Origin of the sequence: Bradyrhizobium sp. CCBAU 25360 (genome assembly GCF_028128695.1) — a bacterium.
GTDB lineage: Bacteria > Pseudomonadota > Alphaproteobacteria > Rhizobiales > Xanthobacteraceae > Bradyrhizobium > Bradyrhizobium ottawaense.
In genome coordinates this window covers 25,245-48,459 of sequence record NZ_LBJA01000033.1, presented here as the reverse complement: position 1 = coordinate 48,459, position 23,215 = coordinate 25,245, and the positions used below count along the sequence as shown (strand labels likewise).

The window sequence follows — 23,215 nt, the reverse complement described above, 5'->3', positions numbered from 1 at the left end:
CACACTGAGGTGTTGCTCCGCTCGAAGGTGTGCGTAAATTTCCGAACCGTTCCGAGCCACTGCGCTCAGCCCCTTAAGGAACGGCAATGGAATCTTCATTCTCCGGGCGCGGTCTTTGCCGGCTCAAATCGATCATCAAGCCTCTAGGCCCCCTCCAAATTAGCCGCTCGACATGGTGGGCCGGTGTAAAATCCGGCCGCTTTCCGCCTCCCGTTCGGCTGGGCGGAAGGCTTGTTCTCTGGAAGGAGCAAGATATTTGCAGGCTCATCGAGGAAGGCATTCCCCGAGCTAACGCTGGCTCACGGACTTCGGACAAGCCATGAGCCTCGCGGAAAGCGGTTCAGAGGACCGGGCGCGGCGTCTTGCCGGAAGGGTCCTCGCCAGCTCCAGCGACAATGCTTCGCCTCACGGGCCAGCTCTCGCCGGAATGGATGCAGAAGTTGCCGCTGACACGGTCGCCCAGTACTGGGCCGACGCTGCCCAATCGCTCGTAATCGCTTGCTTTCATTTGAACGCCGGGCTGAACTCTTTTGCCGAACAGCCCGAAATGCTCAATGCGTTTCTGACACGCCTCGTTGCCAGGCGGGTACTCTCGGACAACGACGTCCTTGCGCGGCTCAAGGCCAACGGTAAGTTGGCCATGTTGGCTAAGATCGGCCGCCATGCCGAAACACTTCTGCAGCAGTCGCTCCTGCCTCTCCTGCCAGCTCACTACTCTATCATCTATCAGATCTGCCTGTTGATCGAAGAGGTGGGTTCCGACCGAGCAGTCGACGAGTTGGCGAAGCGGACGGAAGTGACCCGAGATGACGTGATCAAGGTGCGAGCTGCCGCAAAGCCGCCGCAGGGTACTGCACATGAGTCGCAGCCGGCCCCGCAGATCGACGGCTCGGCTGAGCTGTTCGCGCTTCGTTTGACGACACAGGACGCGCGTTTCTTCGCGAACGAATATGCGCGCTCGGACGCATTGGACGAGTGCCTGCGCCGTCCGCCTCCGGCTGACGATGCCGGCTTCGTCGCGATCATCCCTATCCTCATGATGGGGACCATCGAGCGGACACTGATGCCTTTGATGGGATTCGGCGCACCTCAGGGGCTCTTCTTCGAGAGCCCGGTGCAACAGCCCGAAATCACGAACCGCGAAGTTATTGTGGTCGCTAAGCGGGGGAGTTTCCGGCCCCGCCCCCTGTTAGGCTTTACGCCCTGCAATAGCGTCTTGGTGCTCGCCGAATCCTTCTTTCCGAACTGTGCCGTCAAGGTTCAGTTGTTCGCGCAAACGCGGGCGGACGGCTGGTCGACCCTCATCGGAGACGAGAACTGGACAGAAAGGCCGACCGTCCGATGAGTGAAGATCTTCGCTTTATCTTCCGCCACGAAATTCTTGCGCGGAGTTCCTGCAGTCGCGTCGCCCTCCTGCTGTCTGGCGGCGCTGACAGCTTGATCGTCGGCTATAGCTGTGAGGAGGTTGGCAAAGAAGTAGTCGCCTACACCTATGAACTAGACGGTATTCCTTCGGTTGAGCGGCCAGCGGCAGAAGCGATAGCCCGCCACATGGGCTGGCCGCTTCGGATCGTTCGAGTGCCGACCGCGGGATTGAGAGCGGCCTTCCTGCGGCTAGCGATCCAACACGGTTGCTCGAAGAAGACCCAGTTCGAAGTCACATACCCGATCGCTCACGTGATCCCCGAAATTGCAGAAGCCGAAGTTTTGACAGGCTGGAACTTCGACGATCACTTAGGCAATACGCGGGAAGACAATCTGGAGATGGCCCGGCTCAAGCGGGCCGGGCTCTCGCGCGCCGAACTGCAAGTGCACTTCGACGGCTTGCGTGACGCAAAGTATGCGAGGTCGGACGCGGCCGACTCGCCCGACACATTTTGGTTCGCTACCCGGATCGCTGAGGCACTCGGAAAACGGCTGATCGACCCTTCGGCCGCCGAATCGGTACGCCGCTTCCTTCGCCAGTTCTCCCATGACGAGCTGTCACCGATGGACAAGCCCGTCATCAGGAAGATCTTTGCCGACGTGTTTCGTCGCCTCCCCTCAGGTCTGGTCGCGAAAGGCGTCAAGTTGCAAAAGGGCGGAGGTGTCCACGAGTTGTTTAAGACATTGGTGGACGATCCCATCATCAATCGGTTTGAGACGAAGTACACGAGCGTGAGCGCGCTCTGCAAGCGATGGGCAGCGGAAGTGCTGGCAAACCCTGATCAATACCTCGAAGAACTCGCTGCGGCTTCACCGCTTCGCAAAGCGATAGTTATCGAAGCTCAGGGTGTAAGCGTCCGTCGTCCGACGATGGCCGAGGTGCACGAAGCGTCCTTGCGCAAGCGCTTCACGGTCGTGTCGCTATTCGCGGGAGGTGGCGGATCCTCGATGGGGTACAGGCTCGCCGGGGGAGACGTTCGGGCCATCAACGAATTCGTTGCGGAAGCTGCTCGCACCTACTTCCGTAATTTTCCGGGGACATTCATCGATAAGAGGGACATCCGCGACATCGTTCGCGATCCGGCGAACATCATCGCCTTCCTGATGACGGTCGGCCTAATGGTGGGTGAGCTGGACCTGCTCGACGGATCTCCGCCGTGCTCCGAGTTCAGCACGGCCGGAAACGGACCAACGGAGCCGGGCGTGCTGAAAGCGTACTCGGACCGGACCCAAAAGGATATCTCGATGCTGCCCTTCGAGTTCGCGAGGTTCGCGCTGATCGCGCGCCCGAAGGTCGTCGTGATGGAGAACGTGCCTGCGCTCGCCTCCCGCGGAGAAGCGATATTCAATGCCTTGCTCAAGATGCTGACCGCAGAATACGTCGTGACATGGCGCGTCTTGTCCGCGAACGACTTCGGCGTTCCGCAGACCCGACGCCGGCTTTTCGTCCTGGCAATTCGCAAGGACGTCGCCGAAGCCGTCGGGATCACGAGCGAGTTCGCGGCGTCGTTGCTGTTTCCCAACCCGACACATACCGGCACCACCGTTCGAGATGCGTTCACTGATCTGAACCAGTCACGCGAAGACGTGCGCCCGTGGATCGTTTCTGCGCGGACGACCACGATCGCGACGGCCGCCGCCAGGCTGCCGAAGAACCCGCCCCGGCTGTTGCGGCCCAACCACGTGGGCCTTGAGGTCACCGGCAACTACACGCTCACGCGGTGCTCTTACGACTTGCCCGCGCCGACGCTGACGGTCACGGGGCAGCAACCGAGCGGATTGGCCGGCGCGATCCATCCGGAGCACGACCGCAAGTTCACTATCCCCGAACTGAAGCGCCTAACCGGCCTTCCCGATGATTACGCGCTCACCGGCACGCTTGGGCAAGCGGCGGAAAGAATATGCCGCATGGTCACTCCCTTCGTGGCCGAAGCAATTGCCGAGAGCATCTACCGAAAGATCTTGAAGCCCTACAAAGAGACCATGAAATGACTAAGCGCCGGCCCAAGAAAGACTTCTCCTTCGGAGACTACGCCGAAACCTTCGATGCGCATATCCGCGCGTCGATACCCGGCTTCCAGCAGCTGGTCGATTACACCGTCGACCGATCCGTCACGTACGTCCAGCGGGGGACTACCGTAGTCGACGTCGGCTGCTCGACAGGGCGGACTCTGGCGGCGATCCGGCGGGTGAACCACGCGGCGCGTCCGGACGTGGACTACCTCGGCATCGACGTTGAGCCGCGGTTCCGTCCCTGCTGGGAGAAGCATTCGTTCATGAACTTCCGCTGCGAGGTCGGCAACGCGCTGACGCACCCGTTCGACAACGTCTCGCTCGCGTGCTGCATCATGACGCTGATGTTCCTGCGTCCCGCTTGCAAGCTGCCCCTGCTGAAGCGCATCCGGGGTTCGATGGTGGAAGGGGGCGCGCTCCTCATCGCGGAGAAGACGTTGGCCGAGACGTCGCGTCAGGAAAGCGACGCGGAGGCCGCTTACATGGACTTCAAGCGCAGGCAGGGCTTCACCGCGGACGAGATCCTGGCAAAGCAGAGCAGACTCCGCGGCCAGATGACTAGGATGACCGAGCGCGAGCTGCGGAGGTCTCTTGAGTTGGCGGGCTTCCGTGACGTGGAGCCGTATTGGCGAGGGCATATGTTCGTGGCTCTCGTGGCCCTCATATAGCAACACGCAGGGTCAATGTTTTTACCGAGTAAAACCGCTTCGTCGAGGGCCAGTCACCACCGCAAGAATGATTAGCCGTTAGCGAAGCAGTCGTGGGCTTTAATCGAGGGATTCTGCTTGCTTAATTCCCACACTGAGGTGTTGCTCCGCCTGAAGGTGTGCGTAAAGTTCCGAACGTTCCGAGCCACTCCGCTCGGCCCTAGGATTTTTTGCTCACACGACTGTCTTGATAGGAAGGAGAGACTCGGATGAAACGGAAATCAGCATTCAGCTACTACGGCACCCCGCTCAGTAACCCGATGACTCAGTGGTCCGGCGTGTCGGTCGACCGCAAGATGGTCGCCGTCAGCCTGTGGAGGGACGGGTTTCGTGGACCTGGTGGACGCATGGTCTATGAGAAATCGGACACGAGCGATTGGGCCGACGGCGGGGCCAAGCGGCTCTTCTTTCTTCATCTCCAGCATGCCGTCGATCACTGCGAGGGCCTCGTCAGGGTGGTCATGGTCGTCCGCGATCCGTCCAACCCCTCCCGGACGATCGACTGCTACCCGGCGCGGAATGTCATCATGCGCGTCGTTGCCTTGGACACCAAAAGGTGCACCTTTCGGCTCGAGCAGGTCGATTCTGAAGCCCTGAAATCGGCCGCCTAGACGGGCACCACCGGAGAACGCTGAATACTGCGCAGTTTAAGGTCGTTTACATGCGGCCCGTTCAAGACGAGCGAGAGGTCATGCGAGCCAGCTGGCTCATTGGACCTCGCCGCTCGCACGCGGCAGGACCAGCACGGCATTGTCATAGGAAATTCGCCCGCGGAGAACCGTCTTGAACACGTAGTCGACCACGTATTCCGGCGTGCTGGTTATCGGGCGGACGTGGATGCGAGCTACCAGCTTCTTAAGCCCGGCATACAAGTCCGCCTGGTCGTTGAAGTGCTGAGCTACGGGCTCCTTCAACCGGGTGATCGGTGGCACCAACAGGACCGCATGGAAATGCAGGCCGCCATTGCAGGAGGTCGGCTCATTTGAGCGGACGGACTTAGCAACGGGTAGGTCCGCGACCGCGATCATAAGGGGAAGCTGGTGGGTGGGGACGGTCTTCGGCTTGCGGTGTGTCCTAGTCAGAAATGTCGAGTAAACTCGTAGGACTTCATCTAGCATTTGACCAAGGACGGATGCACGTGGACCGCGGAGATGATCAAATACGAAGGTCACGAGATATGCCGACCACCCGTCTTTCATCCGGTCGGATACCAGCCACGAGTACCCGCCGATCATCAATTGCAGGGATCGGTGGGCGGGGAAACGTTGCTTGAAGGGGACGGGAGAAGGATGAAGGGATTGGATGAGATCAATGTCTCGTTCAGGCTCCGTTTGATGAATTGGATATTCGAGCTCGGTCTGTAATTTGGTAATAGAAGACCATATGCCCTCCGTGATCGGTGGCATCTGTACACTCCGGGTCGCAGGTATGCTCAGGTGGCCATCCAACAAGACGCAAATGCCTGCGAGGTATTTATCTTCCCGAGGCCCCGAAAACGTAGGCCCGCGCTATCTTTTTTGCTAACTCAATTAGCAACAGAGCTACTCATCTACGCGGATCAACGCTTCAAACTCGTCGCTTAGGAGAATGGTTGTGAAAGGATTGTCCAGGAGGCGTCTCGGTGGACGCTAAAATCTTGTTGCCCCATTCAAGATGGACAGCCTCGGATCGCGCGCAAATGCGATAGAAGCTCAACGAGCGTTTGAGGTATACGCCGGCAACAATGCTTAGCGGAGATACTTTGCCGTGGTCTAACGTAGGCCTCTGCACTAATTGAGGATCCGTTGATCGCGATGGTACGCTTCGAATCACTTTCTAGCACCCGTGGCTCACTGATATGTCTACTCCGGATGACCTGCTGTTTAAGTTCGAAACGACGGCTGACGTGCAAGCCAGTCAACTGCGGCTATGGAAGCAGCCTTTGCGTTCGATACTCTCCGCGATATTTCTCGCAGCAGATCGAGACTTCAGCGGGGGCCGATTTAGCGGACACGGTCAGCCAAACATAGAGCGTGGGGCTACGATTCTCAGCCGCCTGTCGTACTTGATGCCGTTCATGCGGTCGAGCAGCTCGGAAATTGGCGAGAGTCTGGCAGACGCTTTGGGCGCGCTAGACGAGCAGAGCATCAGCGAAATTCAATCCGCGCTCGGCTATGCTCATTTCTGTGAGATTATGCCTATGGTGCGCAACGGATATCTAAGAGTCGAACACGCGGAACGAGGGTTTGAACTTGTTCATCCGAGCCCCCAATTCTCTCACCACGAACAATGCGACGTGATCGCGTCTGAAATGGCTCTTCCGTTTCTCGAGAGACCATTTCCATTTCGCGTTTCCACACTTCTAAAGATGTCGAGCGATTGGCCGCGGCTCGTCGCGGAGGACTTTCTCCCACTACTCATGGATAGCTATCGCCATCACTTCGCAAGCATTTACGAACGGGAGCTGCTTTCTTCGGCCGATTACCTCAAAGCCTTTGACTTTGAACGTGATGATTACCTAAGAGTCCGGGCAGCACTTATGTCGCTCGCTTCTTGGTGCATTGGTATGGCTGCAGCGGCGGAGTCGAAGGCGATTGGGGCAGCGAATGACGCCGAGCATTGGCAAAAGGAATGTATGGAGTGGGCGTCGCCATTGTTGAAAGTGAGTTTTGTACGGTCCTTGATCGGCGAATTGGCTGGGGTGAGCGATAGCAGGGTAGATCGCATTCTAAGTGTCTTCACAGACACCCCCTTTGGAACCGGCCAATGCATCTCCGGCGACGGATATCTCGCTCCTATCGTCCAAATAGGAGATGCATTTCTTTTTAGCCCCCGCGGACTGCTTATAATGTTAGGCGAGCGCAACATCGTCTATGTAGCGAACAAGACGAACAAGCGACACTTCGACGAGTATGTATCATCGTCGCTTGAAGTAGCGCTGCTTGATCGCGCTGGGAAGGCACTCTCGTGCATAGGAGGATTAGTAGTCCGGAAAAATGTGGTGTGGAAACACGGCGAGATTGATTTGCTCGCTTATAGTCCTAAGACCAATACCGCCCTTCACGTTCAGGCCAAAGCGCCTATACCACCTCAGGGCGCACGGATGACACGACAGGTTGAGACGAATTCGCTTCACGCGATAAGGCAGCTAGCAGCTTTCGACAGTCAAACAATTTCAGAAAAAGATGCCATACTTTGCAACACATTTGGTTTGGACATCGCGAACGCGAAGTGGGCGTCCGCCGTTTTAGCCAGCTCTTCATTTGGAACGTCCTCGGCATGGTCAGCTCTTCAAGGTATCGCAGCACTCAACCCTCCACTGCTGACTCATGTGTCGAGGCGAATGATCCAAGAGAGCAACGCGAACTTGTTGGATGTGCCTTCGCTCGCGGCCAAGAGTTTGGACGAGATCGTGGCTCGCACGTCTCGCGGTTGGACTCGGCAGACCATCTCGGTTTTCGGGACAGACGTATCATTTCCCGGTCTGCTTCTCGACTACGAAGCTATCGGAAAGGTTCAGCTTGAATGCTCGGAGCGTTGATCCGCCGATCGAGCTTGCCTTCAAACTGTATCGCCTGTCCATGACTGCGGCTTCACAACTGCTGGATTACCTTCCGCTGGGCATCGACATCCTGCTCAATATATTGCTGGGTGGTTCGCAGATTGGAGTGTCCAGCTAGAGCCTGGACGTCCCTGAGAGATCCGCCCACAGTGGAAATCTTTCGCGCCGCTCCGGTGATGAAGGTCCTTCGGCCGCTGTGGCTGGAGCAGCCGACGAAGCCCAGATGCTGATACCATCGTTGGAACATGTTCACGATGGCCTGCGGCGACGTCGAAGACATTCGCTCGGTGCCGATCACGTAGTCACCGGGTGTCCTGGTCATGGTCTGTCGGTAAGCAATGAGCGCCGCCCTAACTTCCGGATGCATGGGAATCACGCGGCCGGACGTACCTTTGCTCGCATCATTGGTCAGGTGGACGGCATGGCCGACCTGGCCTGCAGCATCATAGACCATCCGCCAAGTCAGCCGAGCTATCTCCTTGGCCCTGAGTCCGGCCTTTGCCGAGAGCAGGAAGATCAGCCTGTTTCGCTCTGGGTATCTGGTGGTCGAAAGATAAGCGAGCGTGGCTTCGGCTTGCCCCTTACTCAGCGTCTTCGCTTGCTTCCCCAAACCCATTTTCGTCCTCCAGACGCCGGATCGACGGCTAACAGGACGCTGGACTGTAATCGGTCCAGATCATTCGTACATGCTGATGGCTTCGGGTCCACTGCCACGCAGAAGTCCAGTCTCGAAACGTTGTTTCGCGAGCTGTGCTACCCTTTCAGGGGACCCAATTTCGGCTACCCCCCGGGCCCCGAGGGCAGTCTTCAAGCGGACTTACGTTGTGACCTTCCTGTCGGCTTCTTCGCTGTGGCTTCTTTCACCGGCTTTTTGCCTTCGATCGGCATCAGCATTTCCTTCTGGCCGGCCGCCCTCTTCTTCGCTTTCTTGGCCGGCTTCTCAGCCCTGGTTTCCGCCGCAGCGCCACCAACGCTCTTGCGCAGCGCGTCCATCAGATCAACGACGTTCTCACCGCGGGGACGCTCCTTTGGTGTGATCGTCTTGCCGGCCCGCTTTTGATTGATGAGTTCGATCAGCGCGCTTTCGTACTGATCTTCGAACTTTTCCGGTTCGAAGCGGCCGGCCTTTTGATTGACGATATGCCGCGCGAGATCGAGCATGTCTTTGGTGACTTTGACGTCCTGGATCTCGTCAAAGTACTCCTGCTCCACCTCGTATGGATACCGAAGCAGCGTGCCGACGAGACCCTTGTCCATCGGCTCAAGCGCGATGATGTGTTCGCGACTGGTCAGCACGACCCGCCCGATCGCGACCTTATTCATCTCTCGGATGGTCTCGCGAATCACGGCAAAGGCGTCGTGACCGACCTTGCCGTCGGGGCGAAGGTAATAGGGCCGGATAAGGTAACGCGGATCGATGTCGGACTTGTCCACGAACTCATCGATCTCAATCGTGCGCGTGGATTCCAGCGCGACCTCCTCCAGTTCTTCTTTGGTGACCTCGATGAACTGGTCCTTCTCGATCTGGTAGCCCTTGACGATGTCCTCGTTAGGCACTTCGTCGCCTGTGTCCGCATCCACCTTCAGGTACTTGATGCGGTGGCCGGTCTGCCGGTTGAGCTGATTGAACGAGATTTTTTCGCTTTCGGACGTGGCCGGGTAGAGCGCCACCGGGCAGGTCACCAGAGACAATCGCAGGAAGCCTTTCCAGTTGGCGCGCGGTGCCATGTACGCGGAACTCCAGTTGCGGGACTTCAGATTCAAGACGAACCAAGGCACCGAGTTCCGACGCGCCCGGGCCCCCCAGTAGGATCATTTTTTCTGATGAGGGATCGACTCTTATGTTCTTGTTATGTTCTAATTGGACATGACTGACCGACCCGCGAGCTGGCGCATGCCGACCATGAAGCAAATGGAAAAGATGGCCGCCGTCCGCCGAAACGTGCCGGCGGAGCATGGATTGGCTCCAGAGGCCGATTTGCCGCCAGAATATTGGCAAGCTCTTCTGGATGACGGTCGTGTGGAGACGAAGCCCGGACACTCCGCAGGGGCGTTGCGGCTGTGCCAGATCTCGCACCACGTATTGCGGGTTGGCTGCAGCCGATGCGGCAGGCTGGTCGAGATCCAGAAGGTCGACGCCACCCGCCTTTACGGCGCGGACGCGCTCTGGAAGGAGGTCGGCCAACGACTATTGGACAACACCTGCACCCAGCGGACGGGCCGTTACGAAGAGGATGGCTGCTGGCCAACGTTCGACTAGGCCGGCCGATGGCGCCCAAGCATCATCCGACACCCCTCTCCGGCGGCGATCGAAAGGCACTCGGCAAAGAGCTGAGCAAGGCCCGCGCGATGACCACGATCCTCGGGTCGCAGTCGGCTGAAGCCCGCGCTAAGGGCGAAGCGCTCATCCGCCAGGCTGACAAGCTGCTGTGCGAATCTTGGAACGAGAAGATGTGGGCTGATGGCGGGCCGATCGATCCGTCCCCCACGATCGACCAAGCGATCAACGGCGGCTACTCATCGCTTGAGATTCAATGCTCGCGCTGCAAGACCAAGCGGGATGTCGACCTTGCCGCTCTGCGGCATCCGCCAACCACATCAATCCACGACCTTGCGAGCCGGCTTCGCTGCAGTAACTGTGCTATGGCCGGGCGACGTCCGGCTGCCACACTCCTGCAACTGAGACCCAGTCCTCGCCGGGCAGCTCCGGAGACCTGAACGTGTGCAATCTCTATTCGATGACAAAGAACGTGGACGCGATCCGTCAGCTGTTCGGCGCGCTCAACAACAACGTCGGAAACTTGCCCAGCATGCCGGGCATCTTTCCGGACTACCCAGCGCCGATAGTGCGCAATGCACCGGATGGACGAGAGATCGTCATGGCTCGTTGGGGCATGCCATCGTCGCAGAAGGCGCTCATGGACGCGACCAAGAAGCGAGCTGAAAAGCTGGAAGCCAAGGGCAAAACGGTCGACTTCAAGGAGCTGCTCCGGATGGAGCCGGATAGCGGCACAACCAACATTCGGAATGTGAGTAGCGCACACTGGAAGCGATGGCTCGGTCCGGACAATCGCTGCCTCGTTCCGCTGACGTCGTTTTCCGAATACGACACGATCGAAGGTAAGAAGGTGCCGGTCTGGTTCGCCCTCGAGGAGTCTCGGCCCCTCGTCGCCTTCGCGGGCATCTGGACGAACTGGACGTCCGTTCGAAAGGCAAAGGAAGGCGAAGTGACCGCCGATGTATTCGGTTTTCTCACTTGCGAACCGAATGCGGAGGTGAAACGCGTCCACCCAAAAGCGATGCCGGTGATCCTGACGACAGCCGAAGAATACGACGTCTGGCTATGTGCCCCCTGGGAGGAGGCCAAGGCGTTGCAGCGACCTCTTCCGCGCGGCGCGCTCAAGATCGTCGCCACTGGCGAGAAAGAAGATCCAGCGGCCCCTGCGTAGTTCCGCAGGCCCGCGGAACAGGTGGACAAGCCGGAGTCTCAGCGATTCGGAATCCCTGACCCGTGCTAAGCGCGCGGAACGACCGAGGGATGAAGGGATTCGTCCGCAGGAGCCATCTCTTATGCTGATGACACGAGAAAAACGGCCAACGATCCGGAGCCTGCGTGGATGGGCAATCTCGGTGCTGCAAGACGCCGGGGCAATTCGTGAGTGCGAGGAGCACGGCTGGATGCGGGAACGTGCCGACCCGCACGCTCGCGACAAAGCCTTAGAAATCGCGGAGCAGTATCCGCCGGCGGGACTGTCTCCGGATGAAGCCGTGGTCGCGGTTCGGGACGTGCTGGAGTCGATTGGCGACACTTGCCCCGAGTGTCCTCCCGAGGGTGGTGGCTGAAGCCGAGCGTCGCCCATTCACGGGACTCCGCCGAATAGCCATGACAAGCCATTTTTCCCCAGCCAGGTCATCGCGGCCGAGAAAACGATTGAAACCAGACCGGCCCAAAACCAAGAACGTCCGCGTGCGGCGCTGATCGAGCGCAGATACAGGAAGGCTCCAAGCAGTGTTCCGTAATTCCTCCTGAAGTCTCCATTGAGCTTGGCTATCTTCGATAGCTCTGAAGACGTTTCCTGTTCATCGGCCACGATGCTGGCTCCCATGTCGACTACCAGCACCCTATCAACCACTGTTTTGCCCGACGGAGCAAGCGATACTTCGGTTTATCATAACATCAAAAAATGGTCGGCTGCGTTCTGACGAGCGAACCAGCCTAACCACCAAGTCGACCTTTAAGCGTCGCTCCGGACGTCAGAACCACCTTGCGATTTCGCGTTGATGCCGAGTAGTCTGCCAGTTCTACAACCGTGCGGACCCAACTCAACGTAATGACCCACTCCAATTGCAAGCTAAAACTACGACTTCTAGTGATTCTGATTGGGAGCTTCCTTTTTGCTCGGCCGGTTGCCGCTTGGGAAAGCGATGTTCATTACGGACTCACTCTTTGGCTCGCAAAACAGGCTGGGTTTTCGCGTGCGCAAGCATTGTGGATTGCCCAGGGAAACCAAGGGGTCGACGACAGTTCAGCCACGGAGCCCGTTAAAAGCACCTTCTTGTCAGCGTGCTCAGGCTCGGATCCCACCGGCTCAAGCGAGGTACACGATCATCATTTCCCATCTCTGAGGGGGGTCCCTGGCGATCCGCAAATCCGAATGGTTGTGCCGGGCCAAGTACAAAGAGGCGGCAACCTTCACCCAGCGCCGTCGCTTGCCGATGACGAATCAAGCTTTCGCGATCTTGGAAAATACCTTCATGCTTTGCAGGACAGCTGGTCCCATCAGGGCGTTCCGGACTTCCCAGATCCCCCATGCGATCGCAAACTAGGGTGGGGACATTCTTTCTCGCGTGGTGGTTGGCCGTGCCATCTGGCTGATCTCACCTACATGTGGCGCGATACTGATGCTCGAGAAACTGCAAAAGCGACCTATGAGATCTTTTTAGCCCAGGCCAAGGGAAAGCCGCGAACTTGGGATGAGATTCTCACCCAGCTACACGACTTCATGGACGGCCGCAGCAAGTGGGAAAAGCACGCGTGGTTTCTCAAGCAAGGCTTCAACGAGAGTGAGCTGGACTTCCTTCAAGAGATAAGTTTGCCCGATTGCCGTCCGGATACCACCTCGTGTCCTGGTCCTTACCCTTTTCAACGATTGATACAAAAGTGGGCGGACACCGTCCGCGCGAGCTTTAGGCCTTCAGATGACCTCGTTCAGCGGGAGCCCCCGGGGTGGAAACTTAGCATTAAACGACAGTTGGCAATCCCCATAGCATATACGCGGGCGTTCCGTGAACTCGCCGCCGCCTTGGCAGCTCAGTCTACAAGCGTAAAGAATGATCTGGTGGATCATGCCCTCTCGCGTGTAGCGTTAGCGAAATTGACTCGAGTTAGAAACGGTTGTCCGCAAGTACTAGATGCGTTGGGTGAGTTGATGCTCAGCCAGGACGTGATGCAAGGAAAGCTCCCTCCGCAACCAATTGAAATTTGTATTGCGGCCCATCAGGCCTCCTTGGCAGGCTTGGAAGAGATTTCGTGTGATGCCGCTTCAAGCGCTATTCGTAATTTGAGGCGCAATCGAAACGGCCCCAGCCTAAGCGAGATGTTGCCTGCAGTTCAGGCGGCGGGGCTGCCGTCTTATGTTTTCGGGCACCCCGTTGCATCCAGTCACGGACGCAATTTCGGACCCGTGTATGCATCAGATGAAGAAAGTTATTCGGTGCCGGTGCGCTTTGCTCATCTCCCGAAGGATGTACTCATTCTAACGGCTCGTTCGGTGATGGGAGCCGTGAAAGTCGTTAATGCGGTTTGGATGCCGTATGAGTAGTTGGCTGGGGCGTAATCAAAAGAAGATCGAGCGGTCCCATTCCCTCACAGCCTTGAACAAGGGCAGAGGTTCAAGGGCCTGGCAGCAAAGGATCCTTGCTTGCTGTGCTACCCCTTCCGGGGACCCAATTTCAGCTACCCCCAGGGGGGCTACCACCCAGTCGGCCACCTGTGATTTGTTTGCGCGGATCGTCAGTCCAAGTCTCCTCCCAGACTGCACCGTCGCGCTTGACTCTGAGTTCTTGTTTCGTTCTAGTGGAAAAAATCCCAGGTTGGACCATGCCCACTCTCGAATTCCTCCGCTCGGAGATCGAGCATATGCGCTCGCAGATCAGCAGGCAGCGCAAAGAGATCCTCCAGCTCCAGCGCGCCGGTATCTCGACTGCCTCGGCCGAAGCGCTCCTCTCCCGAATGCAGTCAAAGGTGGAAGGTCTTTGCGCTGAGCGGGATCGGCTCGCCAGCACGGAAAAGGCTAGTCGGCCAACCTACGCCTCGGGTAAACCGACGAAGGGCACTCCAGCGCATCGTCGCGTTTGATGGACAACCTCCGGCGCTTTCCCGCTCCCTGGGTGATGAAGGAGGACGGTGACGGCTTCCGCGTGTTCGACGCCAGCGGCTTCTTCATCTGCTCCGTCCCGCACCGCGAGGATCTGCACCAGCGGAGCTACCAATACGCAAACGACTTTCTCTCGCGCGAGGAGGCGAGGCGGATTGCAAACGCAATCTCTCGGCTGCCGGAGCTTCTGAAGCGGCCGCAATATTGAACGTGGAATTGCGGATCCGCCGTTCAGCCGAGCACGGTCTGATGTCTGCTTTGACAGGCAGAGCGGACATAAAGCGACGATCGCTCAAGTGCTGCTTGTGACCCTAAGCGGACCTGCGCCCATACCGCCTTATCGATCCCCTGCAAGTGCAACAACCATCGAGACGTGATACTCTGCGTCCCGTCGTCCTCAATCTGCGATGAGGATTGAATGAAGCGGCGAGAGTTCCTGGCGGGCACTGCGGCGCTGCTCGTTCAGCCGGAACATTTGCACGCGCAAGGGAAGCCTCGGCGGATGGGTTTCCTTGGCCTCTGGGCGGATGATCCGACTCGCGACCCCATTCACGCCGCATGGCTCAGCGGGTTGCGGGAGAAGGGTTGGATCGAGGGCAAGAACCTGCTTGTAGAATATCGTTACGCCCCGGATCGTTTGCCAGCTTTAGCCGCCGAGCTGGTCGGCTTAACTCCCGATGTGCTCGTCGCCCCTGGGCCGCTGGCAGTGCAAGTCCTGAAATCAGTAACCTCCACCATTCCGATTGTTTTCGTGGCTGTCGCCGATCCCCCGGGGCTGGGCCTCGTGCAAAGCCTTGCGCGACCAGGCGGCAACATCACGGGTGTTGCGACCATGGTTCCCGATGACTTCGGCGCGAAACGCCTCGAAATCCTCCGCGAGCTCGTCCCCAGTGCCTCGAAAATTGCTATCTTGATCAACCCGAACAACCCGATGCACAGACTTAACTTCGGAGAATTTTTGGCTCGCACCGCCCAGAGGCTCGGTGTCACTTTGCTGACAGTTGAGGCTACGGCGCCCGACGAACTTGACGTTGGATTTGCGTCGGCCGCCGCCCAACATGCCGACGCCGTGCTGGATATGGGTGACAGTCTGACCTTTTTCCAAGCTCCCCGAGTGGTCGCGCTCGCCGCGAAGTATCATCTGCCGACAAGCTACTTGTTCCGACGATGCGCCGACCTCGGGGGGTTGATCGTCTACGGCCCCGACTTTGTCGATCTGTACCGCCGTGCAACCGGATATGTCGATAAAATCCTCAGAGGCGCCAAGCCCGCCGATCTGCCGGTAGAACAGCCGACCAAATTCGCGCTGGTGATCAACTTGAAGACGGCAAAGGCGCTCGGCCTCACCGTGCCGCCCTCGTTGCTCGTTCGCGCCGACCACGTCATCGAATAGAGATGCCGTTCGCTGCGGTGCATGAGTCTGCTCCTGGCCCGGAGCCGTCTGTGAGGGCAGCGCAGAGTACGTCTGCTCTGTCCCCGAAGTCAGACGTCAACTTGTTCTGCTATCGCGAGCGCGTCGTCGACCTCGATGCCGAGATATCGAACGGTGCTCTCGATCTTAGTATGTCCCAGAAGGAGCTGCACAGCTCGCAGGTTGCCGGTTCGGCGATAGATCAAGGTCGCCTTGGTCCGGCGAAGGGAATGCGTCCCGAACAGGTGCGGGTCCAGTCCGATGTCGGCGAGCCAGCGGGATAGGAGGCGAGCATACTGGCGCGTCGTCATGGGTCCACTCAGGCGTCGGCCGGTGAACAGATATTCTCCTGACTTCTTGCCGGTAAGCCGTAGGTACTCGTCGATTGCCTGCCGGGTCGATTCTGTCAGTTCAAATTTGACTGGCCGGCCGGTCTTCTTTTGTCGGACGGTCGCGCGGTCGGCCGAATATCCTCCTGGCGCAACGTCATCAACTTTCAAGGCTACGACGTCGCAGCCGCGGAGCTTGCTATCGATGGCGACGTTGAACATTGCCAGATCGCGCGTTCGGCCTTCGACCTGGAGCTTGGTCCGGATTGACCAGACATGCTTGGGACGGAGCGGCGGCTTTGCACCGACGATCTTGCCCTTGTTCCAAGGAACCTGCTTCGAGGCGGCGGCGGTGGTGCTTGGGGTAGCGGTCATGTTGACCTCCTCATCTAGTGAGGCTGGTCATTTTCCACCCGGAGCCCTTCCAATCCGGCGTCCGCTTATGGACGATTCTGTTGAAAAAGGGCAGCAGTTGCGACTCAGAGATAGCGGTGATTCAGTCTGTCTAATCGGCAGGACTGAAGATCATGATGGGACATCGGCAAGTCGAACAGGCTGCTTTGTTCTACGAGTTTTCGCTCGAGAGGCACGTGCCTTCGGACCACTTGCTTCGCTCGATCGATAGATTTGTCGATCTTGAACAGATTAGGCAGGACCTGGCGCCCTTCTACAGTACGATCGGCCGGCCTTCGATCGATCCCGAGCTGATGATACGGATGCTCCTGATCGGCTATTGCTTCGGTATCCGATCGGAGCGACGTCTGTGCGATGAGGTTCACCTCAATTTGGCTTACCGTTGGTTCTGCCGGCTCGGCTTGGACGGTGCGGTGCCAGATCACTCGACGTTCTCTAAGAATAGACATGGTCGCTTCCGAGAAAGCGATCTCTTCCGTCGCGTGTTCGAGAACGTCTTGCACCGTTGTATCGAGGAGCGGCTGGTCGGCGGTGAAGGATTTGCCGTCGATGCGAGCCTAATCAAGGCCGACGCCAATCGGCAAAAGGGGATTGAAGGCGACAAGGGACTCCCACCGGAGGCCGCAAGCCGAGCGATAAACGAGTACCTGGCCGTCCTCGATGATGCCGCTTTCGGAGCAGCGACCGAGGTCACCCCGAAGTTCGTGTCGCCTGCCGATCCAGCGGCCCGCTGGACGGGCGCGCATGGCGGCCAAGCCTTCTTCGCCTACTCGACAAACTACCTAGTAGACGTCGAGAACGCGGTCATTGTCGACGTCGAGGCAACCACGGCAATCCGGCAGGCGGAGGTGTTGGCTGCCAAGCGCATGATTGAGCGCTCGCTCGAACAGTTCGACCTTTATCCCGCCCGGCTCCTCGGCGACAGCGGCTATGGCTCGGCCGAGATGCTCGGCTGGCTGGTTTACGAGCGCGGGATCGAGCCGCACGTGACCGTGTTCGACAAGTCAGCCCGCGCGGACGGGACCTTTTCGCGCGAGGACTTCACCTACGACCAAACCAGCGACGTCTATACCTGCCCCGGTGGCAAGATGCTGACCACAACCGGAACACTGGTGAACGATGGCGCAACGATGCTCTACCGGGCGAGCAAGCACGATTGCACCGACTGCGGTTTGAAGGCTCGCTGCTGCCCCAAGGACTCGGTCCGCAAAGTGTCTCGCTCGATCTACGAAGGGCGCTCGCGACATGGCGCGCGAGATAGCACGATCATCGGAGGGGCGTACTTCACGTCGCTTGCGAAAGAAGATCGAGATGCTGTTCGCGCACCTCAAGCGCATTCTCAAGCTCGACCGTTTACGACTGCGAGGCCCAAATGGCGCACGTGACGAGTTCACTCGCGCAGCCACCGCGCAGAACCTTCGCAAGATGGCCAAGCTGATCCCGATGCCTATCGCAAGGCCAGCATAGGACCACTCGATCTCATCCCCAGCTCAACGATTACAAACGGAATACTGCCGGCGTTTTTCAACAGAATCGACCCGAAGCGGACATCGACCGTGGGCGAGCCTCATATTCAGCCCGTCGAACGATTCTCCACGTTGCCGCAGTCACTCGGGCAGTTCACGAAGCTGGCGGCATCGGCGAGATGCGTGATGGAAAGCCCATTTCTGTCGCTAAGTGAGACAGCTTGTCCGGGTTTTTGACAATGTAGATCGCGGTGATCCCGTCCTCGCGAATGTCGAGCGCGGTTGTCTGAAGCATGCCGCCTCCATCAAGGCTGACGTAGCCTGGCAGGCCGTCAATGGTGACGACACGTAGCAGCGTCGGCGGCACGCCATACTTGCGCCGCTGTCTCCCAAAAAGGCGCAGGGCCCGCTCGACGCCGCGAACGACATTGCGGAAGGCAAGGACCTTGCCGCCGCCATCGGTATGGATCTCGACATTCCTTGCCAGCAGCGCCGAAAGCGCCGCCACGTCCCCGTCGCGTGCCGCGACGAAGAAGGCACGGGTGATCCGATCTGCATCGGCGGGTTTGACTTCAAAGCGGGGACGGGCGGCCTGCACGTGCTTGCGGGCGCGCGCTGCAAGCTGACGAACCGCGGCCGGCTCGCGATTGAGGGTGATGGCCACTTCGGTCAGCGGCACGTCAAAGACGTCGTGGAGAAGGAAAGCGGCCCGCTCCAGAGGCGACAGACGCTCAAGAGCAAGCATCAACGTGACCGTGACGTCGTCGGCGACCGCCTCGTCCGGCTCCACGGAACTCACGAGAGGCTCTGGCAGCCAGGGTCCAACGTAGGTTTCCCGACGCGCTCGCGCGGAGCGGCGTCGGTCGAGGCACAGGCGTGTAACGATGCGAGTTAGATAGGCGGCAGGCGAATCGACGTCATCCTTCACCCCGACCCACCGCAGCCATGCGTCCTGGACGACGTCCTCCGCCTCGGTGAGCGAGCCCATCATCCGATAGGCCAGGCGTGTCAGCCGCCTGCGCTCCGCTTCGAACTCGGTGGTCCGCTGTTCGTTCATCGTCTCCATCCGCACCGTCTCCTCGCAGATCATTCCACTGTCACCGTCGCTCCCGCATCCCGTTCCCAAGAATAAGACGATCGAACGTGCCTGGATGTGACATCGGCCGCATCGAATGGAACTGCTGAGGGGCATGTCACACCCTGTCCGCTTGGCCCGTCATGGCTCCGAGCGTCGAATTTCCGGCGTTTCGAACATAGAGGCAGGTCATGAGCGAGAACAAACGGCTGGTCTGGAGCGAGGTGGCGCCGCAGGGTGCAAAGGCCCTCTTTGGCATCCACCACTACATCACCACGGCCACCAATCTGCCCCACGAATTGATCCATCTTGTCTTTTTGCGGGTTTCGCAGATCAACGGCTGCGCACATTGCATCGACCTGCACACCCGGGACCTTCTGGGCACGATGCCGTTTGAGAAGGTCGCGCTCGTTCCGGTCTGGGCCGAGGTGCCACAACTGTTTCCCGATAAATACCGCGCTGCCCTCGCGTGGGCGGAGGAAGTCACGCTCGTCAGCGAGACGCACGCCTCCGACGAGGCCTATGCGGCTGCAAGCGCGGCTTTCGGGCCAAAGGATCTCGTGGACCTCACGATCACGATTGCGGCCATGAACGCGTTCAACCGGCTGGGGGCGCCCTTTCGGCTCCCGGTCAAGGCCAAGGCCTGATCCGCTTCTTCGCATCGTCACGGAATGGCCACAGGGCCGTTCCGCTTCCACCATCAGAATCCAACCCCTAGGTGCGAGCGTCGGGCTGCAAGACATTGTCCAATCCCTCAGTCCACACGCGCTCCGGCTACGCAGACGTCACCAGTTTCCGCTGCGAGGCCGCATTGGCCCGATGCGAAGTTCGGTTTTGGCTCAGATATGGTCTGCTGATCGGAGCACACCGGAAGTGATACGGCGTCATTCAAGCGATCGCTTTTGACCCATTGCGACGATCGCAGCTTTTTGATCGATGCATTTGTTCGCAGCGGCAGTTGAAAAATGCGCATTCAAGTTCATTCCGTCGCAGACTACGTTTCGCTTGTTGTGAGAGGAACAGCGAATGAGCGGGATTAAAGACAAGGTAGCCCTAATCCTTGGAGGAGCCGGTGGCATCGGGTCAGCAGCGGCTCAGGACCTGGCGGCTAAAGGAGCAAAGGTTGCGATCGCCGATATCAATCGGCCGCAGGCTGACATTGTCGCCAAAAGAATCCAAGACCGGGGCGGGGTTGCTCGCGCCTATCCAGTCGACATTACGAACAAAGACCAAGTGAAGGCTCTTGTTGAGCACGTCGTGCGCGATTACGGCGCGCTGGACGCGCTGATCAATTGCGCCGGAATAATGTTCGTCCGTCCCTTGAGCGAGATCAACACGGAGGAATGGGAGACGACGATTGATCTGAATGTCAAGGGAGCACTATGGGCCATCGCCGCGAGTCTTCCCCTATTCCTCGAACAGCAGCGAGGGCATATCATCAACTTGAGTTCGGTTCACGGGCTGAAGGTGTTTTCGCCTGGCGGGGCTGTGCATTCGGCCTCGAAGTTTGCTCTTCGAGCGCTGTGCGAAGGGGTGAGAGCCGAACTCGCGAACACGCCAATACGGTCCAGCCTGATCACGCCAGGTGCCGTCGATACCGGCATGCAATACAAGACGACTGGCCCCGACAGCGCCCGCATGCTCGCGATCTACAAGAATGCGATACCCGCTGAAGCCGTGGCTCGTGCCATCACGTTTGCAATGGAGCAGCCCCCCAATGTCGACGTGAATGAGATAGTCATCCGTCCGACAGCTCAAGCAATCTGAACGTCAGCGCCAAGTGAAGCTGAAGCGAGAGTTGCAGCTGGCCGACGCTGCCTATCGCTTCTTCTCAAAGAAAACAGGTTCATTGGCGAAGACGAAAGCAATATGCTCTGCAACGGCTCTGATGTGGAGACTGTCCCGGTTCTGTCGCCTGATGATCAGCCATAGCTCGCGTGGTGGCGGTTCGGGCTCCAGCTCGCAGACCACGAGTTTATCATCCATTTTGCCGACGAAATGCGGGAGAAGCGCGATGCCTGCGCCCGCTCTGGCTGCGACAGATTGATTGGACTGACTGTTTGTCCGAAATGACATGCGGTTACCGGCGAAGTGTCTGGACAGCCAAAGGGCTTCGGGCAAATGGGCGTTCGCCTCGTCAAATCCGACGAAAGTTGGATCGGCTCCTGCCTTAACGCGGCGCCTGTATTCCGCAGTAGCGTAGAACCCGAATGGGATCGATCGCAGCCGCTTGGCAAGAACGTCCCCATCCTGGGGTCGCCCAAAGCGGAGGGCGATGTCTGCTTCATGGCGCTCTAGGCTCACCGCCCGAAAGTCGGTGGCCAGATTGATGTCGATCCCCGGATACTTTCCACAAAGGCCCGCGAGACGGGAAGTGAGAAAAAGCTGCGAGATACTCGGTGGCGCATTCACCCGCACAAGCCCGACAGGCTGATCGCCGCGGCCCCCACGACTCAGATTGGCCGCCGCCGTCTCCATCTCGTTTCCTGGACCGACCAAGCGCGTGCCTGCTGGAGTGAGCACGTAACCATCCGCTCGTCGTTCGACCAATCGCTCGCCTAAAGATCGTTCCAGTGATTGCACGCGGCGGGCGACGGTCGCATGGTTGACCGACAGCACGCGCGCGGCGGCTGACAAACTGCCGTGGCGAGCAAGCGCGAGAAAAACCCGCACATCCTCCCAATCCAGCGCTGTGCGTTTTTTATCAGTCATTGAGAGAGGATAATGGATTTCTCTCAGAGCGTCAGCAGCTTATTTACGATCGGCATCAACAACAAAGAATACGCTATGCCCCGTTCGATCACCCTCACCTTGATAGGTGGCCCAACCGTGCTCATCGAGTACGGCGGCTATCGCCTGCTCACTGATCCCACCTTCGATCCCCCGGGCCAATATCAAGGCTCGCACAGCCCTGTAAGGCACATCAAAACTGATGGGCCGAGCATCTCGATAGCCGAGATTGGCAAGCTGGATTCGGTCTTGCTGAGTCACGATCATCATTTCGACAATCTCGACAACTCGGGTCGGTCACTGCTGCCGACGGTCGAGGCGGTTTATACGACCAGGGCGGGAGCGCAGCGACTTGGTCAAAATGCAATTGGGCTCAATCCCTTCGAAACTCGATATCTCGAACGAGAGGGGCGCGAACGGCTGATCGTGACTGCCACCCCCGCACGCCATGGCCCTATCGGCATCGACGTTGGAGATGTCGTGGGCTTCGCTCTCGGAACAGAGACATCCGGCGACTTGGTCTATATCACGGGTGATACTCTCTGGTTCGATGGCACGGCTGAGGTGGCGCGGAAGTTTTCCCCGAGGGTTGTCATCCTGCATACTGGTGCGGCCGAACCCCGGGGCCGGTTTCACATGACTATGGGGAGCGAAGATGCGTTGGAGGCTGCACACGCTTTTCCAGATGCAACTCTGGTTTCTGTGCACAACGAGGGTTGGGGCCACTTGCGAGAAAGCCAGGATCAACTCGCCGACGTTTTCGCTGCGTTCAATCTGTCCAACCGGCTAAGCCGGTTTGAGAAAGGCAAACCCTTGACGATTTCGTGGTAAGTTTTCACCTTCCCGGGTCTGCTGTTGGCCCACGGCTGCCCGAGTGGAATGATCGTGGGGGCGTCGGCTATCGGGTGGGGAGCGGAAACTGATTGGGGCGGTCTGGAGCTCTGATTTTGACTCAAAGCCGACTTCGGCTCGCTTAGTCTCTTGTGGGTGCGTAGACGGTGAAGACAACCTCAAAACTAAGGCTGCCATGGCTTCAGGCGTCCTTACTGAGGGCCCTGGCTCATAGTTCACTTAGATCTCTTTCACCCGGACTATTTGTGAGAATACGAGGCCGCGGCAGTCCCTGCAGTGGCCTCATTTCGTTGATCATTTCGATGAGAGACTTGCATCAGAGGGCAGCACGGCTGCCGGGTGCGCGGTCGAAAATCTCGATGTCAAGGCCGTCAACGCGGGCGCGTCGCCTCGACGATGGCAGCTTCGTCGTTGTCGCCAATGACGCTTGCCGGCGCGCCTTGAACGTTTTCTTCTGCGTCCACCCACTGCAATTGGTCGACAGTGGGCTTAAGCTCGATGCAAACTGCTGGCCCAAGTATGGGCCCACACAATATTTGCCACACTCGCAACACTGAAAGGGGAAGTTGCTCGACGAGGCGGCGGAACGATCAGCTCGCGGCGGCATATTGGAGTATGTTGCGAGCGTGCATATGATGGAAATGGAAGCCCATAGGTTCCGCGAAGAAGCGGAGCAGTGCAGAGTTCTGGCTGCGCAAGCGGTTAGTCCCATTGACCGCGAGGCTTGGCTTCGGCTTGCCGAGGACTGGGAAAAGCTCGCCGACAAGGCTGCGAAGGGTCGCGGTTTTTTGGCCGCGCGAAACCGTCCGTCGAATTGACTCGGATTTTAGATCGCCTCTAAACTCGTTCCAGCCTCGGAACGTAGCAGTTTGGGT

At 58.6% G+C, this 23,215-nt stretch carries 24 protein-coding genes and 1 pseudogene; 18 read left to right on the top strand and 7 right to left on the bottom strand.

Annotated features, from left to right (window positions below):
* The first annotated feature begins 86 nt into the window (after positions 1-86).
* The 5 genes from XH81_RS10080 (at position 87) to XH81_RS10060 (ending at position 4,756) form a co-directional block, all read left to right on the top strand.
* Positions 87-323, top strand: coding sequence for a helix-turn-helix transcriptional regulator (locus XH81_RS10080; RefSeq protein ID WP_271596159.1), 237 nt, complete (start codon positions 87-89; stop codon positions 321-323).
* Positions 320-1,345, top strand: coding sequence for a hypothetical protein (locus XH81_RS10075; protein ID WP_271596158.1), 1,026 nt, complete (start codon positions 320-322; stop codon positions 1,343-1,345). The genes XH81_RS10080 and XH81_RS10075 overlap by 4 nt, the downstream gene beginning before the upstream one ends.
* Positions 1,342-3,417 carry a DNA (cytosine-5-)-methyltransferase gene (gene dcm / locus XH81_RS10070; RefSeq protein ID WP_271596157.1) on the top strand — a complete coding sequence of 692 codons (2,076 nt, stop codon included), beginning with the start codon at positions 1,342-1,344 and terminating at the stop codon, positions 3,415-3,417. Before XH81_RS10075 ends, dcm begins: the two co-directional genes overlap by 4 nt.
* The gene (locus tag XH81_RS10065; RefSeq protein WP_271596156.1) at positions 3,414-4,106 is read left to right on the top strand and encodes a methyltransferase domain-containing protein; all 693 of its coding nucleotides are present in this window, start codon (positions 3,414-3,416) and stop codon (positions 4,104-4,106) included. The genes dcm and XH81_RS10065 overlap by 4 nt, the downstream gene beginning before the upstream one ends.
* Before the next feature lie 248 nt (positions 4,107-4,354).
* Positions 4,355-4,756, top strand: a complete 402-nt coding sequence (locus XH81_RS10060; protein WP_271596155.1) for a hypothetical protein — start codon at positions 4,355-4,357, stop codon at positions 4,754-4,756.
* Between the two features lie 96 nt (positions 4,757-4,852).
* On the opposite strand, the gene XH81_RS10055 is transcribed toward XH81_RS10060, so the two are convergent.
* Positions 4,853-5,551, bottom strand: a complete 699-nt coding sequence (locus tag XH81_RS10055) for a hypothetical protein (protein ID WP_271596154.1) — start codon at positions 5,549-5,551, stop codon at positions 4,853-4,855.
* A 431-nt stretch (positions 5,552-5,982) separates the two neighbouring features.
* On the opposite strand from XH81_RS10055, the gene XH81_RS10050 reads away from it, so the two are divergent.
* Complete coding sequence (locus XH81_RS10050) at positions 5,983-7,665, top strand: hypothetical protein (RefSeq protein WP_271596153.1); 1,683 nt, start codon at positions 5,983-5,985, stop codon at positions 7,663-7,665.
* A gap of 52 nt (positions 7,666-7,717) precedes the next feature.
* Here the strand turns inward: XH81_RS10050 and XH81_RS10045 are convergent, their stop codons facing one another.
* Both XH81_RS10045 and ku read right to left on the bottom strand, forming a co-directional pair.
* On the bottom strand, positions 7,718-8,302 hold the full coding sequence (locus XH81_RS10045; protein WP_271596152.1) for a tyrosine-type recombinase/integrase: 585 nt from the start codon (positions 8,300-8,302) through the stop codon (positions 7,718-7,720).
* Positions 8,303-8,493: 191 nt separating this feature from the next.
* Positions 8,494-9,414 (bottom strand): non-homologous end joining protein Ku, encoded by a 921-nt coding sequence (gene ku / locus XH81_RS10040; RefSeq protein ID WP_271596151.1) that lies wholly within the window; start codon positions 9,412-9,414, stop codon positions 8,494-8,496.
* Positions 9,415-9,580: 166 nt separating this feature from the next.
* Here ku and XH81_RS10035 point away from each other — a divergent pair, with 166 nt between their 5' ends.
* The 4 genes from XH81_RS10035 (at position 9,581) to XH81_RS10020 (ending at position 11,529) form a co-directional block, all read left to right on the top strand.
* Positions 9,581-9,946, top strand: coding sequence for a hypothetical protein (locus XH81_RS10035; RefSeq protein WP_271596150.1), 366 nt, complete (start codon positions 9,581-9,583; stop codon positions 9,944-9,946).
* Positions 9,947-9,954: 8 nt separating this feature from the next.
* Positions 9,955-10,404: a hypothetical protein gene (locus tag XH81_RS10030; RefSeq protein WP_271596149.1), complete on the top strand. Its 450-nt coding sequence runs from the start codon at positions 9,955-9,957 to the stop codon at positions 10,402-10,404.
* Positions 10,405-10,406: 2 nt separating this feature from the next.
* On the top strand, positions 10,407-11,135 hold the full coding sequence (locus XH81_RS10025; RefSeq protein ID WP_271596148.1) for an SOS response-associated peptidase: 729 nt from the start codon (positions 10,407-10,409) through the stop codon (positions 11,133-11,135).
* Between the two features lie 121 nt (positions 11,136-11,256).
* Complete coding sequence (locus tag XH81_RS10020; RefSeq protein ID WP_271596147.1) at positions 11,257-11,529, top strand: hypothetical protein; 273 nt, start codon at positions 11,257-11,259, stop codon at positions 11,527-11,529.
* A 17-nt stretch (positions 11,530-11,546) separates the two neighbouring features.
* On the opposite strand, the gene XH81_RS10015 is transcribed toward XH81_RS10020, so the two are convergent.
* Complete coding sequence (locus XH81_RS10015; RefSeq protein ID WP_271596146.1) at positions 11,547-11,777, bottom strand: hypothetical protein; 231 nt, start codon at positions 11,775-11,777, stop codon at positions 11,547-11,549.
* Between the two features lie 564 nt (positions 11,778-12,341).
* Between XH81_RS10015 and XH81_RS10010 the strand changes: the two genes are divergently transcribed.
* The 3 genes from XH81_RS10010 (at position 12,342) to XH81_RS10000 (ending at position 15,456) form a co-directional block, all read left to right on the top strand.
* Positions 12,342-13,508: a hypothetical protein gene (locus XH81_RS10010; RefSeq protein ID WP_271596145.1), complete on the top strand. Its 1,167-nt coding sequence runs from the start codon at positions 12,342-12,344 to the stop codon at positions 13,506-13,508.
* Positions 13,509-14,043: 535 nt separating this feature from the next.
* The gene (locus XH81_RS10005; RefSeq protein WP_271596144.1) at positions 14,044-14,271 is read left to right on the top strand and encodes a hypothetical protein; all 228 of its coding nucleotides are present in this window, start codon (positions 14,044-14,046) and stop codon (positions 14,269-14,271) included.
* 210 nt (positions 14,272-14,481) lie between these two features.
* Entirely contained in the window at positions 14,482-15,456 is a 975-nt protein-coding gene (locus tag XH81_RS10000; RefSeq protein ID WP_271596143.1) for an ABC transporter substrate-binding protein, read from the top strand.
* An 89-nt stretch (positions 15,457-15,545) separates the two neighbouring features.
* On the opposite strand, the gene XH81_RS09995 is transcribed toward XH81_RS10000, so the two are convergent.
* The gene (locus tag XH81_RS09995; protein WP_271596142.1) at positions 15,546-16,178 is read right to left on the bottom strand and encodes a tyrosine-type recombinase/integrase; all 633 of its coding nucleotides are present in this window, start codon (positions 16,176-16,178) and stop codon (positions 15,546-15,548) included.
* Positions 16,179-16,330: 152 nt separating this feature from the next.
* Between XH81_RS09995 and XH81_RS09990 the strand changes: the two are divergent.
* Positions 16,331-17,684 (top strand): annotated as a pseudogene (locus XH81_RS09990) (transposase).
* Between the two features lie 153 nt (positions 17,685-17,837).
* Here the strand turns inward: XH81_RS09990 and sigJ are convergent.
* A complete protein-coding gene (gene sigJ, locus XH81_RS09985; RefSeq protein WP_271596178.1) occupies positions 17,838-18,740 on the bottom strand; it encodes an RNA polymerase sigma factor SigJ in 903 nt (300 codons plus the stop codon).
* 209 nt (positions 18,741-18,949) lie between these two features.
* On the opposite strand from sigJ, the gene XH81_RS09980 reads away from it, so the two are divergent.
* Positions 18,950-19,405, top strand: a complete 456-nt coding sequence (locus XH81_RS09980) for a carboxymuconolactone decarboxylase family protein (RefSeq protein ID WP_271596141.1) — start codon at positions 18,950-18,952, stop codon at positions 19,403-19,405.
* 379 nt (positions 19,406-19,784) lie between these two features.
* Positions 19,785-20,525 carry an SDR family oxidoreductase gene (locus XH81_RS09975; RefSeq protein WP_271596140.1) on the top strand — a complete coding sequence of 247 codons (741 nt, stop codon included), beginning with the start codon at positions 19,785-19,787 and terminating at the stop codon, positions 20,523-20,525.
* 51 nt (positions 20,526-20,576) lie between these two features.
* On the opposite strand, the gene XH81_RS09970 is transcribed toward XH81_RS09975, so the two are convergent.
* Positions 20,577-21,470 carry a LysR family transcriptional regulator gene (locus XH81_RS09970; RefSeq protein WP_271596139.1) on the bottom strand — a complete coding sequence of 298 codons (894 nt, stop codon included), beginning with the start codon at positions 21,468-21,470 and terminating at the stop codon, positions 20,577-20,579.
* 75 nt (positions 21,471-21,545) lie between these two features.
* Here XH81_RS09970 and XH81_RS09965 point away from each other — a divergent pair, with 75 nt between their 5' ends.
* Positions 21,546-22,319 carry an MBL fold metallo-hydrolase gene (locus XH81_RS09965; protein WP_442868200.1) on the top strand — a complete coding sequence of 258 codons (774 nt, stop codon included), beginning with the start codon at positions 21,546-21,548 and terminating at the stop codon, positions 22,317-22,319.
* A gap of 587 nt (positions 22,320-22,906) precedes the next feature.
* Complete coding sequence (locus XH81_RS09960; protein WP_271596137.1) at positions 22,907-23,158, top strand: hypothetical protein; 252 nt, start codon at positions 22,907-22,909, stop codon at positions 23,156-23,158.
* Positions 23,159-23,215: the final 57 nt, after the last annotated feature.